The sequence below is a fragment of the Tamlana sp. 2_MG-2023 genome (assembly GCF_030548465.1).
Taxonomy (GTDB): domain Bacteria; phylum Bacteroidota; class Bacteroidia; order Flavobacteriales; family Flavobacteriaceae; genus Pseudotamlana.
On record NZ_JAUOSF010000001.1, the window covers coordinates 217,602 to 230,831 of the forward strand.

The window sequence follows — 13,230 nt, forward strand, 5'->3', positions numbered from 1 at the left end:
ACCCACTTCATACCAACGCGATAGAACGTTTATGAAAACAATTTTATACATAGGTAACCAATTGGCCACTAAGAATAAGACGGTAACGACTGTTGATACCTTAAGTCGGTTATTAGGAAATTCTGGTTTTAAGGTAATCACAGCATCAAAAAAAGAAAATAAGTTGGCGAGGTTATTAGATATGTTAGGGCATGTTTGGAAATATAGAAAATCGCTTGATTATGTATTAATAGACACTTACAGCACACAAAATTTCTACTATGCTTATTTGTGTGCTAAATTGTGTTCAAAACTTAACTTGAAATACATCCCTATTTTACACGGTGGAAATCTACCTAATCGTTTAAAAAAATCGCCTAACTTATCTAAAACATTGTTTAAAAATGCTTATGTGAATGTAGCACCGTCCAATTATACTAAATCAAATTTTGAAGCTTTAGGGTATCATAATATCATCTGTATACCTAATACGATCGAGCTAAAAAATTATCCGTTTGAATCGCGATGTTTTGATAAAGTCAAGTTACTTTGGGTACGTTCTTTTTCAGAAATTTATAATCCCATGTTGGCAGTAGATCTTTTAAAAGCTTTAAACGATGAAAACATAGCGGCCGAATTATGTATGGTGGGCCCAGATGTTGATGGGAGTTTTCAGAAAACCAAAAATCATGCTGAAAGTTTAGGTGTTGCCGTTACCTTTACTGGGAAGTTATCGAAACCAGAATGGATTGCCTTGTCAAAAGACTACAATGTTTTTATTAATACCACGAATGTTGATAATATGCCCGTTAGTGTCATTGAAGCTATGGCCTTAGGTTTATTTGTGGTTTCTACAAATGTTGGAGGCATGCCTTTCCTTATTAAAAATGAAGAAAATGGTGTTTTGGTAGCGCCAAATTCTGTAGATGCTTTGGTTAAAGTTATTTCAAGGGTAGTGGTTCATCCTTCTAAAGTAGAAAAGATGACCCAAAAGGCGCGTCAAGATATGGAACAGTACGATTGGGAGCAAGTTGAAAAACACTGGCTTAAAGTCTTTAGCTAAAACAAGGCCTAGTTAAATATACTTGTTATCTTTATGGCCCCTCAAAAGCTTAATCCATGCCTAAAAGTAATATACATTTTAATATCTCTGAACGTAAAATATTATTACGTCTTTTTGATATACTTTCTGTACTCGGTGTATTGTATTTAGTAAGTCATGTGCTTCATTTTGATTATTTTACCATAAATAAGGAGAATTGGACATGGGTTTTTGTATTGGTTTTATACATTTCTATTTTCGGATCTGTTTTCGAACTTTACGATTTACAGAAATCTAGTAAAATTGAAAAAATTTCTTTTGGAATTGGTATAACAGCTTCTGTAACGGTGTTGTTTTATTTATTAACACCGTTTTACACGCCTGTTTTACCTAATAACAGACTTCAAATTCTCGTTTTTTATTTCTCTATAGTCGTAGCGCTTTTTGTTTGGAGGTGGGCTTACATCGTGTTTATTGCCTCCCCAAGATTTCATAAAAAAGTTTTAATTATTGGTGAAGTTGGTACTATTGAGAAGATTATAGACGCCTTTAATGAAACCGATCCGAATTATAAGATTGTCGCTTTTGTGAACTGTGATATACAGAAACAAAATGAAATAACGCTCGATGGCGTTAATGAATATCCTCCTGAAGAGATAGAAAATATCATTCAATCTGAAGGTATTTCGGAAGTTATAGTAGCCAGTTATAATTCTGAAGCTATTACCACTGAAGTTTATAGTACCCTTATAACCTTGTTAGAGGCTGGTTTTCCTATTAACGAATACACCAATGTGTATGAGGAAATGACGCAACGGGTGCCTGTTCAGTTTGTGGGTAAAGATTTTTACAAATACTTTCCTTTCAGTAGAAACAATCAAAATAAATTGTACTTGTTTTTCAGACGAGTATTCGATTTGTTATTGTCTATTTCTGGAATTTCTATTGGGTTACTTTTTCTTCCCCTCATTTTAGTTGGAAACCTTTTAGGGAATCGGGGGCCACTTTTCTATGTGCAAGAGCGTATTGGAAAAAATGGAAAGGTGTTTAAAATTATTAAGTACCGAACGATGATTAAAAACGCTGAAAGTTCAGGTCCAGTTTGGTCAAAAAAAGGAGATAGTCGTATTACTTCCTTTGGTAAATTTATGAGGCATACGAGGTTAGATGAGTTTCCGCAATTCATCAACGTTTTAAAAGGAGAAATGAGTTTTATTGGCCCAAGACCAGAACGTGCTGTTTTTGTAGATGAATTATCGAAAGAATTGCCTTTTTACGAAACAAGACATATTGTAAAGCCAGGACTTACAGGCTGGGCACAAGTTAAAACGCGCTACGGGTCTTCTTTAGATGATAGTTTATTAAAACTTCAGTATGATTTATACTACATCAAGCATCGCGGATTTTTCCTAGACTTTATCATATTAGTAAAAACCATGAGTACTGTAGTGTTTCTAAGAGGACAATAGTAAACTCGCTCACTCCTTAACTCCTGAACTCCTTAACTCCTGAACTACTCCTACTACTAAAAAAACATACCGAACCAACAGAGCAATCACCACAGGAATAAGCCCGATAGCAAAAACTTGAACACCTATAATCCAATGCAGTATCATGAGGCATAAAAGGATAATTAACAGCTTCACGTATTTTACGAACCATGATGCAGGCTTGTCCTTAAAAAACTGTCCGATTACGAAAATATTAAGAGCAAAAGCCCAAAGTAGGTTGTAGTTTTGGTGCGTGCCTTTATGGTCTGTTGCAAACCAAAGTAGGAGAATAAGTATGCCTATTATGCCAGTAATGCTAAACAAAGTAATGTCTAACCACTTGCTTTGTTTTTTGTTTGTATAATCTTTGTAAGTAATAAAAATAATGAAGCAACTTATCAAACCTAAAATGAATAGGGGACTGCTAAAAAAAGAATTGTCTTTTGTTGAATCTTTCTGAGTATACAAATTTCGGCTTTCAGCAACAAGAGGTGTTTTGTTATTGTGAATGGTTGCATTCTCAAAGAATTTGTAAATGTTTTTAGGCAGAAACATATGATCCTCAGGAGATGCTGTTCTATCAATCACTGAACCTAAACAAATATCAATACCCAAGCTGCCCCAAGAGTTTTTAACCAATTCATCTTGAATTAAAGTACGGAAGGTAGCATCCTTAAAATCGTCAGGTTTGTTGAAGCTAATACTGTTGTTTACAGCAAGGTTAGTAACATCTTTGATTTTAGTGGCGCAATTATCAAAAAAGAAATCATACAAATACCCGCGGTTTTCAGGTTTGTAATTGTTGATTAGAAAATCGTATAATTTTTGTTTTTCCGCTTGCGAAAGATTTAAAACTTGCTCGTCAATCGAGCGGTCGTAGTAGCGGTAGGTTTGATAAAACCGATTGAATTCTGTTTTACTTATTAAATAATTTAGTTTGCCTTGGGCAAATTTTAAATAAAAGTTAGGTGAGTCGAAGTCGTATTCTCCATAGCCATAAACCACATCAAGTCCAGATAAACGATCTTTAATTCTAAAGCCACTATGGCCAAAAGCATCGTTTAAATGTTTTCCAGGTCCTACAGTAAGCACGCTTACCGTAGCGGTTTCAGACAGTTGATCGTGTTGCCCGAAAGAAAATTGAATTGTTAAGAGGAAGAGTAGAAAGCTTAGTGTTTTTTGCATCATCTAAAAATACTAAAGTCAAGTTTTAAAGAAAAAACGTTAGAGTATAAAGCCACACTTTGGTCGCCAATATCTGTAAAAGCATAATCCACTTGAATGCCTTTATATTGAAACCCGACACCAAAAGTAGGTTGAAAACTTACCTGTTCAGAATTATCTATTTGCAATTCATTTTGAAAATTACCCATCCCACCGCGTAAGTAAACCATATCGATATAGCCAAACTCAAAACCAAGCGCTGGGTTAATACTAGCTACTTCTGTGGATATGATATCGTTATTTTCTTCAAAGCGTACATTCAAATTTACCGAAGTAAGCAAGCTATAATCATAATTAAAATTCACTTTTTTGGAAACACCAACCTGTAGTTTTGGTATCGTAATTTCAGTGGTTTCCGGTAATTCTTGATTCTGACCAGGAATGGCATCACTAATGGTTTTAAATTCCTCTTCATCAATAGCCCAAGCATTAAAAGTGGTGGTGATATCTCGTGCCATTACACCAAATTTCCAATTGTTATTGGTTTCAAATTGCATTCCGAAATCGAGTCCGAAACCCCAAGAAGTGGCAAAATCGCCAATAATTCGTCTTATCACTTTTGCATTAACACCGTAATTCAGACCTTGAACAGGCATGTGTCTGGCGTAAGAAAATGTTAATCCGTAATCGGCTGTTGAAAATAAACTAATACGGTCGTAGTTAATGTTTCCTTGAGCGTCTATAAGTTGAGTAGTGTTTAAAATGTCATCTACTGCAAAACGGATAAGTGAAAAACCAACGGCACTTCTGTCGTCTATAGGCATAGCAAAAGCAGCATAATCGTAGTTTGCAATATTCGCAAAATAGCTGGAGTGCATGAGTGACGCTTGACTGTCTTCTAATTTTAAAAGTCCTGCGGGATTCCAATAGCCTGAATTCACGTCGGCTGAATGCGAAGTTACGGCATTACTCATACCTAAAGCAGCGGCATCAACACCAATATTCATAAACTCGTTGGAGTATTTTCTAACGGTTTGGCTGAATAAAGAAAAAGTTATCACACAAAAAAATGTGGTAATGTAGGCTTTCAATCGCGAATTTTTTACAAAGATGCACATTATTTATAAACCTATAAACTGCAAATTGATATAGATATTGTTAAAGACTCAAATTGTTTGTTATTTTTACTGAAAATTAGAATTTAGAAATGAAGAAACATATTCCAAATGCATTAACGCTTTTAAACCTATTGAGTGGAAGTGTTGCCGTAATTTTAGCAGTGAATGATAATTTAGTAAGCGCTGCTTTTTTTGTGTTTTTAGGAATATTCTTTGATTTCTTTGATGGTTTTGCAGCTCGAAAACTTAAAGTTTCTAGTGAATTGGGCTTACAGTTAGATTCTTTAGCCGATATGGTAACCAGTGGTTTAGTGCCAGGAATTGTCATGTATAAGCTATTGGAATTGTCTATTCCTGCTTGGAATGATTTGGATGCCGTGGAAACTACTGGGTTTAGTCTTTCTAATTTAGAATTCGAAATGCTTTTGCCGTTTTTCGGACTCCTAATCACGCTTGGTTCGGCGTACCGTTTGGCTAAATTTAATATCGATACCGAGCAACAGTCTTACTTTAAAGGTTTGCCTACACCTGCAAATACCATACTAATTTTAGGTCTACCTTTAATTTTAGAATATCAGAATAACGATTTTATCAATGCAATCATTTTAAACAAATGGTTTTTAATAGGGCTTACCATTTTAAGTTGTTACCTGTTAAACATGAGTATGAAACTATTTGCTTTAAAGTTTAAGGATTTCCGCTTTAAAGGAAATGCCATTCGTTATGTGTTTTTAATATTAAGTTTGGTGTTTATGGTGGTTTTAAAATATATCGCCATACCGGTAATTATTTTGTTTTACATTATCATGTCGGTTATAGATAATTCAACTTCAAAATAGAATAAATGGCTTCAGGTTTTTTTGCATTATTGGATGATATCGCTAGTTTAATGGACGATGTGGTAGTGATGAGTAAAATTTCAGCTAAAAAAACAGCAGGGATTTTAGGAGATGATTTAGCCGTGAATGCGGAAAAGGCAACGGGTTTTCTCGCTTCTCGAGAACTTCCTGTTTTATGGGCGATTACCAAAGGCTCTGCATTAAATAAGTTAATCATTTTACCGATTGCCTTTTTGTTAAGTGCTTTTGCGCCTTGGGGCGTCACTTTAGCTTTAATTTTAGGAGGGGTTTATTTAGCTTTTGAAGGGGTTGAAAAGGTTATTCATTATGTCTTTCCTCATAAAAGTGAACACGAAAGACCTGTAATTACAAAAGTAAATCTTACTGAAGCAGAACAACTTGCGGTTGAAAAAAAGAAAGTGAAAGCAGCTATAGTAACCGATTTTATTTTATCTGTTGAAATTGTGATAATTGCTCTTGGATCAGTGGTTGGAGAGCCCCTACTATCTCAAATTCTTGTGGTTTCAGTTATTGCTTTTTTAGCTACCATTGGTGTTTATGGTATTGTTGCATTGATTGTAAGAATGGACGATTTTGGCTTTAAGTTGATTAGTCTAAACGATAACAAAAAAAGTGTGTCCTATGTTACTGGAAATCTGCTTATAAAAACGTTACCCTGGGTAATTAAAGGCCTGTCTATAATTGGAACGATTGCCTTGTTACTTGTTGCAGGAGGTATTTTTGCACACAACATAGATATGTTTCATCACTTTTTAGATGTGTTACCAGGTTTTGTTAGAGAGTTTATTTTAGGACTTTTAATTGGTTTAGCAGCGTTTTTAGTGATTGAAGGTTTTAAGCGAATTCTTACGTTAATTAAAAATTAATAATTAAAAGTGAATAATTTGTCAAGAGTCAAGAGTCAAAGGTCAAAGGTCATTCATCTCCCGTCTCCCGTCAAAATCCCCAATTCAAAAAATCAACAAATTTCCAACGCCAGTAGATTTTTTTTTTCAATGGTAATCTCCCGTCATCTGTCTTCCGTCACAATGAATCAACATGCTTATTTACTCGCGAATCTTCTTTTTACGCAATTCAAAATTCTGACCTAAATATACTTTACGTACCATTTCATCGCTGGCTAATTCTTCAGGTTTTCCTGCTTTAAGGATGCTACCTTCAAACATTAAATAGGTTCTGTCGGTAATAGCAAGGGTTTCTTGTACGTTGTGGTCGGTAATAAGAATACCAATGTTCTTTTTGGTAAGTTGCGCTACAATACGCTGAATATCTTCAACGGCAACAGGGTCAACCCCTGCGAAAGGTTCATCCAATAATATAAAATTAGGATCGGTTGCTAAGGCACGTGCAATTTCTGTACGTCTACGCTCGCCACCAGATAATAAATCGCCACGGCTTTTACGAATGTGTTGTAAACTAAACTCTTCAATAAGCGATTCCATTTTGTGTAGCTGCTCTTTTTTACTCAATTTAGTAAGTTGCAGTACGCTTAAAATATTATCTTCAATACTTAATTTTCTAAATACTGAAGCTTCTTGAGCTAAGTAACCAATACCGTTTTGGGCACGTTTATACATGGGGTATTTGGTGATTTCAGTATCTTCTAAGTATATATGTCCGCCATTAGGTTTTATCAAGCCTACTATCATGTAAAAAGAAGTTGTTTTTCCAGCACCGTTAGGGCCTAAAAGACCAACAATTTCACCTTGCCTTACCTCAAGGGAGACGTCTTTAACAACTTTTCGTCCGCTATAGGACTTCATTAAATTTTGAGCTTTTAAAATCATAATGTTATATACTGAACGCTAAAAATAGTAAAATGATACAGACTAAATAAGCAAATTTCGGATTTATATTTTGTTTAACTTTGAGATTCTAGGTCGTCCCAAAACTCATAAGCACGTCGTAAGTGTGGAATAACTATTGTTCCTCCAACCAAAGTTGCAATGCCTAAAGCTTCAACAACTTCTTCCTTTTTCAAACCTAAATTATAAGCTGTTTCCAAGTGGTATTTCACACAGTCGTCGCAGCGTAAAACGGTAGAAGCCACCAAACCTAGTAATTCTTTTGTTTTCACATCTAAGGCACCTTCCGCGAAAGCGTTAGTATCTAGGTTAAAGATGCGTTTTATAATTTTATTATTATCGGCTAAAATTTTGTCGTTCATTTTAGCACGGTAGTCGTTGAATTCCTGAACTTTATTTGACATGCTGCTTTTCTTTTCGTTTTTGATTTCTAACTACAATTCTAGAAATAAGTATGCTTACTTGATATAAAATTAATATCGGAATGGCTACAATAACCTGACTGGCAATATCTGGTGGTGTAATAATTGCAGAAAGAATTAAAACAATAACCAAAGCGTATTTTCTATATTTCTTTAATATTTCTGGTGTGACTAAACCTATTTTAGTAAAGAAATAAATGATGATTGGTAGTTCAAATATAAGTCCGGAGGCTAAGGCTGAAGACCTTACCAAAGCAATGTAAGAACTGATATCAATTTGATTATCTACCATTTCGGAAATGCTATAATTCGCCAAAAAGTTAATCGATAAAGGTGTTACAATGTAGTAGCCAAAAAGGACACCTATAAAGAATAATACGGATGAAATAATAATAAATCCTCTAGAATGTTTACGCTCGCTACTGTGCAAACCAGGGCTTACAAACTTCCATAATTGATAAATAATATAAGGGAATGATATGATAAAACCACCCAAAATGGCGGTCCAGATATCTGCGGAAAACTGCCCAGCCATGGTTCTGTTTTGTAGAATTAGTGGGATTTTTTCATTACAGAAGGTCGTGTCTAACCCTAGAAAATTTGCTGTTTTACACAGAAAATCATAAGTCGGGAAACTCATGTTTAAAGGCGCGAAAATAATCTCGTTAAAAATAAATCGGCTAAAAATAAAAGCCAGAGTCCCAATGAGTATAACAGCGCCACAAATTCGAATAAGATGCCATCTTAAATCTTCAAGATGATCTAGAAAAGACATCTCGTTAATATTTTTTTTCGCCATTATATGATGCCTTCTTTTATTAAATCATGTAGATGAACAACACCTGCATAATTGCCTTCGTCTTCCACAAGTAATTGTGAAATTTCATTACTTTCCATAACTTCTAAAGCTTCAATAGCCATGGCTTTGGCTTCAATACGTTTTGGGTTTGCACCCATAATATCTTTTGCTGTTAAATTTGAAAAGTCGTCTACTTTGGTTAACATTCTACGTAAATCACCATCGGTAATAATACCTATAATTTTGTTGTTTTCAACAACGGCAGTTACCCCAAGCATTTTTTCGGTAATTTCAATAATCACCTCCTTAATACTCGTATTCGGGCCAATTTGTGGCTTTTCGTTCACCGAAGAAATATCACGAACGGTTAAATATAATTTCTTTCCTAAGGCACCTCCTGGGTGGTATTTAGCAAAATCGTTACTTGTAAATCCTCTTAATTCGAGCAAGCAAATCGCTAAAGCATCACCAACCACTAATTGGGCAGTGGTACTTGTAGTAGGCGCTAAATTATTAGGGCAAGCTTCTTTTTCGGTATAGGCATTTAGTACATAATCGGAATGTTGTCCTAAAAAAGAATCTTTATTTCCAGTAATGGCGATTAATTTGTTTTTAGCGCGTTTTATTAGCGGAACAATTACCTTAATTTCAGGAGTATTTCCACTTTTAGATAGGCATATAACAACGTCATCTTTTAGGATAAGACCTAAATCACCATGAATGGCATCGGCAGCATGCATAAAAACAGCAGGGGTTCCTGTAGAGTTTAAAGTCGCTACAATTTTGTTTCCTATAATGGCACTTTTTCCTATCCCTGTAATAATAACACGACCTTTGGAGTTATATACAAGATCAACGGCGTTAGCAAACTCATCGGTTACAAGGCTAGATAAGTTTAAAATAGCCTGACTTTGCATTTCAATGGTCTGCTTCGCAATATTAATAATAGACTGTTTGTCTTTCAAAATTTCGTATTTTTGAGTTGATTTTTAAAGATTTTAGTATCTTTAAGTAATAATCAGAATTGAATTTTAAATGTAATTTGAATTTTCGTTACAAAACTAACGAAAAAATAAATGAGGGATCTTTAATTACATTAAATAAATTAGTTCTTTGATTTTAGTTATTTTAAAAAGAAGAAGCAAGTAAATTAATTATTTTAAATTGATGTCAATAGCAAAAGAAGACTTACATGCAGCTTTAAAAAAGTATTTTGGATTTAATCAATTCAAAGGGCTACAAGAAGGAGTTGTAGAAAGTATATTATCAGGGCACCACACTTTTGTGATCATGCCAACTGGTGGTGGTAAATCTCTATGTTACCAATTACCAGCATTAATGCAAGAAGGAACAGCCATTGTGGTGTCGCCTTTAATTGCTTTAATGAAAAATCAAGTTGATGCCATTCGTGGTGTTTCCAAAGAAGAAGGAATTGCCCATGTTTTAAACTCTTCATTAAACAAAACAGAAATTAAACAGGTAAAAGAGGATATCACCAACGGGGTAACCAAGTTGTTATATGTCGCGCCAGAATCCTTAACTAAGGAGGAAAATGTTGAATTTCTAAGGTCTGTGAAAATTTCTTTCATGGCCATTGATGAAGCCCATTGTATTAGTGAATGGGGACATGATTTTAGACCCGAATACAGGAATTTACGTCATATTATTAAACGTATTGGCGATAATATTCCGATTATTGGTTTAACAGCTACGGCAACGCCTAAAGTTCAAGAAGATATTATTAAAAATTTAGGTATTCATGATGCAAATACTTTTAAAGCATCTTTTAATAGACCTAATTTATATTATGAGGTACGGCCAAAAACTAAAAATGTTGATGCCGATATCATTCGTTTCATAAAACAAAATGACGGTAAATCTGGTATTGTTTACTGTTTAAGTAGAAAACGCGTTGAAGAATTAGCGCAAGTTCTACAAGTAAACGGAATCAATGCGGTGCCTTATCACGCAGGGTTAGACGCCAAAACACGTTCGAGCCATCAAGATAAATTCCTTATGGAAGATGTTGATGTGGTGGTCGCAACTATTGCTTTCGGAATGGGGATCGATAAACCAGATGTGCGTTTTGTAATTCACCATGATATTCCAAAAAGTATAGAAAGTTATTACCAAGAAACTGGTCGTGCTGGTCGTGATGGTGGCGAAGGCCATTGTTTGGCTTATTATGCTTATAAAGATATCGAGAAGTTAGAAAAATTCATGTCTGGAAAGCCAGTGGCCGAGCAAGAAATCGGACAAGCCCTATTGCAAGAGGTGGTCGCTTTCGCGGAAACATCTATTTCGCGTAGAAAATTTATTCTTCATTATTTTGGTGAAGAATTTGACAATGAAACCGGTGAAGGTGGTGATATGGATGATAACGTAAGACATCCTAAAAAGAAAACTGAAGCGCAAACTGAAGCTAAATTATTACTTGAAGTGATTCGTGATACCAACGCGAAATACAAGTCGAAAGACTTAGTAAACGTTATTGTTGGTCAGGAAAACGCTTTAATCAACTCACATAAAACGAACGAGCAACCATTTTTTGGTACAGGAAAAAATCACGATAAGAAATATTGGATGGCACTTTTAAGACAAGCTCTAGTGGCTGGTTATCTTAAAAAAGACATTGAAACTTATGGTGTTATAAAACTGACTGATGCTGGACGTGATTTTATCGAAAATCCGAACTCGTTTATAATGACCGAAGATCACATTTTTGAAGGCGAACAGGAAGATGGTAGTATCATTACCGCTCAAAAAGCTAGTGGTGCTGTTGCCGACGAAACCCTTATGGGCATGCTTAAAGATTTACGTAAAAAGAACGCCAAGAAACTTGGTGTACCACCTTTCGTGATTTTTCAAGACCCTTCGTTAGAAGATATGGCCTTAAAATACCCAATAACTTTAGCAGAATTGGCTAATGTTCACGGTGTTGGTGACGGTAAAGCAAAAAAGTATGGAAAAAGCTTTGTGGAGCTCATCGCCAAATATGTTGAAGAAAACGAGATCACAAGACCAGATGATTTGGTTGTAAAATCGACAGGAACAAATTCAGCAAATAAACTCTATATCATTCAGAATATCGATAGAAAACTACCGCTTGATGATATTGCATCCTCTAAAGGGATGTCGATGGAAGATTTTATTAAGGAAATGGAAGCCATCGTTTATTCAGGTACTAAGCTAAATATCGATTACTGGATTCATGATATTTTAGATGAAGACCAGCAAGAGGAAATTCATGATTATTTCATGGAATCGGAATCTGATAATATTACTGCAGCTATCGATGAGTTTGATGGTGATTATGATGATGAAGAATTGAGGTTGTATCGTATTAAGTTTATTAGTGAAGTGGCGAATTAAGTAGTTTAGGAGTTAATAGTAGTTAAGTAGTATAGGAGTTAAGTAGTATAGGAGTTAAGGTGTTTTTTTAAAGTAGTTAAGTAGATTTTAGTCGTTAAAAAAAGCTTTTCTAAATTTATTAATCTTAATGCAATCACTATCTTTGTGCTTTCTTAAAAAATAGAACAATGCAAGACGGATTATACGCAAAATTTAATACAACAAAAGGAGAAATTCTTGTTGCTTTAGAGTTTCAAAAAACACCAGGTACAGTTGGTAACTTTGTTGCTTTAGCAGAAGGAAACTTAGAAAATTCAGTAAAACCTCAAGGAACAAAATACTACGATGGTTTAAAATTCCATAGAGTAATTCCTGATTTTATGGTTCAAGGTGGATGCCCACAAGGTTCTGGTTCTGGAAACCCTGGATATCAATTTGACGATGAGTTTCATCCAGATTTAAAACATGATGGCCCAGGTGTTTTATCTATGGCCAATGCAGGTCCTGGAACGAATGGAAGTCAGTTTTTTATAACACATGTTGAAACGTCTTGGTTAGATAATAAACATACCGTTTTTGGTAAAGTTGTTGAAGGACAAGATGTGGTTGATGCTATTGCTCAAGGTGATAAAATCGATTCTTTAGAAATTATCCGTGTTGGAGCCGAAGCGGAAGCGTTTAAAGCTGTTGAAGCTTTTAGAACTTTTGAAGGTTCTAGAGAAAAACGTTTGGCTGAAGCAAAAGCTGCTGCAGAAGCAGAATTAGATAAACTAGCGACAGGTTTTAATAAAACGGATAGCGGATTACGTTACCAAATCATTCAAAAGGGTGATGGTGCCAAGGCTGAAAAAGGTAAAACAGTTTCTGTGCATTATAAAGGACAGTTATCTGATGGAACCGTTTTCGATTCTTCATACAAGCGTAATGCGCCAATCGATTTTCCTTTAGGAATGGGACAAGTAATCTCAGGTTGGGATGAAGGTATTCAACTATTGAATGTAGGTGATAAAGCACGTTTTGTTATTCCAAGTCATTTAGGATACGGAAGTAGAGGGGCAGGAGGCGTTATTCCCGCTGATGCTACTTTAGTTTTTGATGTAGAATTAATGGACGTTAAGTAAGGCGTTTTAATTATAAATAATAAAGGGCTGTTTAAAATCAATTTTTAAGCAGCTTTTTTTTGTGGTACATTTTAATTAT

Annotated in this window: 12 protein-coding genes; 6 read left to right on the forward strand and 6 right to left on the reverse strand. The window is 34.9% G+C overall.

Annotation, left to right across the window (positions count from 1 at the left end; translation table 11 throughout):
- The first annotated feature begins 31 nt into the window (after positions 1-31).
- A complete protein-coding gene (locus Q4566_RS01070) occupies positions 32-1,042 on the forward strand; it encodes a glycosyltransferase family 4 protein (protein WP_303417387.1) in 1,011 nt (336 codons plus the stop codon).
- Between the two features lie 56 nt (positions 1,043-1,098).
- Positions 1,099-2,490 (forward strand): exopolysaccharide biosynthesis polyprenyl glycosylphosphotransferase, encoded by a 1,392-nt coding sequence (locus Q4566_RS01075; RefSeq protein ID WP_303417388.1) that lies wholly within the window; start codon positions 1,099-1,101, stop codon positions 2,488-2,490.
- Positions 2,491-2,499: 9 nt separating this feature from the next.
- Here Q4566_RS01075 and Q4566_RS01080 read toward each other — a convergent pair whose 3' ends face one another.
- On the reverse strand, positions 2,500-3,699 hold the full coding sequence (locus Q4566_RS01080; protein ID WP_303417389.1) for a DUF4105 domain-containing protein: 1,200 nt from the start codon (positions 3,697-3,699) through the stop codon (positions 2,500-2,502).
- Positions 3,696-4,766, reverse strand: a complete 1,071-nt coding sequence (locus tag Q4566_RS01085; RefSeq protein WP_408056939.1) for a PorV/PorQ family protein — start codon at positions 4,764-4,766, stop codon at positions 3,696-3,698. The genes Q4566_RS01080 and Q4566_RS01085 overlap by 4 nt, the downstream gene beginning before the upstream one ends.
- A 116-nt stretch (positions 4,767-4,882) precedes the next feature.
- Here Q4566_RS01085 and Q4566_RS01090 point away from each other — a divergent pair, with 116 nt between their 5' ends.
- Both Q4566_RS01090 and Q4566_RS01095 read left to right on the forward strand, forming a co-directional pair.
- A complete protein-coding gene (locus Q4566_RS01090; protein ID WP_303417390.1) occupies positions 4,883-5,632 on the forward strand; it encodes a phosphatidylcholine/phosphatidylserine synthase in 750 nt (249 codons plus the stop codon).
- Between the two features lie 5 nt (positions 5,633-5,637).
- Complete coding sequence (locus tag Q4566_RS01095) at positions 5,638-6,519, forward strand: DUF808 domain-containing protein (protein ID WP_303417391.1); 882 nt, start codon at positions 5,638-5,640, stop codon at positions 6,517-6,519.
- Positions 6,520-6,699: 180 nt separating this feature from the next.
- Here Q4566_RS01095 and lptB read toward each other — a convergent pair whose 3' ends face one another.
- From lptB to Q4566_RS01115, 4 genes are all read right to left on the reverse strand, one after another.
- Positions 6,700-7,440: an LPS export ABC transporter ATP-binding protein gene (gene lptB / locus Q4566_RS01100; RefSeq protein WP_303417392.1), complete on the reverse strand. Its 741-nt coding sequence runs from the start codon at positions 7,438-7,440 to the stop codon at positions 6,700-6,702.
- Between the two features lie 74 nt (positions 7,441-7,514).
- Positions 7,515-7,862: a carboxymuconolactone decarboxylase family protein gene (locus Q4566_RS01105; RefSeq protein ID WP_303417394.1), complete on the reverse strand. Its 348-nt coding sequence runs from the start codon at positions 7,860-7,862 to the stop codon at positions 7,515-7,517.
- Positions 7,852-8,679: a twin-arginine translocase subunit TatC gene (tatC, locus tag Q4566_RS01110; protein WP_303417396.1), complete on the reverse strand. Its 828-nt coding sequence runs from the start codon at positions 8,677-8,679 to the stop codon at positions 7,852-7,854. The genes Q4566_RS01105 and tatC overlap by 11 nt, the downstream gene beginning before the upstream one ends.
- The gene (locus Q4566_RS01115; RefSeq protein WP_408056940.1) at positions 8,679-9,596 is read right to left on the reverse strand and encodes an SIS domain-containing protein; all 918 of its coding nucleotides are present in this window, start codon (positions 9,594-9,596) and stop codon (positions 8,679-8,681) included. Before Q4566_RS01115 ends, tatC begins: the two co-directional genes overlap by 1 nt.
- Positions 9,597-9,846: 250 nt before the next feature.
- On the opposite strand from Q4566_RS01115, the gene recQ reads away from it, so the two are divergent.
- Positions 9,847-12,051 carry a DNA helicase RecQ gene (recQ, locus tag Q4566_RS01120; RefSeq protein ID WP_303417399.1) on the forward strand — a complete coding sequence of 735 codons (2,205 nt, stop codon included), beginning with the start codon at positions 9,847-9,849 and terminating at the stop codon, positions 12,049-12,051.
- Between the two features lie 167 nt (positions 12,052-12,218).
- Positions 12,219-13,151 carry a peptidylprolyl isomerase gene (locus Q4566_RS01125; RefSeq protein WP_303417401.1) on the forward strand — a complete coding sequence of 311 codons (933 nt, stop codon included), beginning with the start codon at positions 12,219-12,221 and terminating at the stop codon, positions 13,149-13,151.
- Positions 13,152-13,230 lie beyond the last annotated feature (79 nt).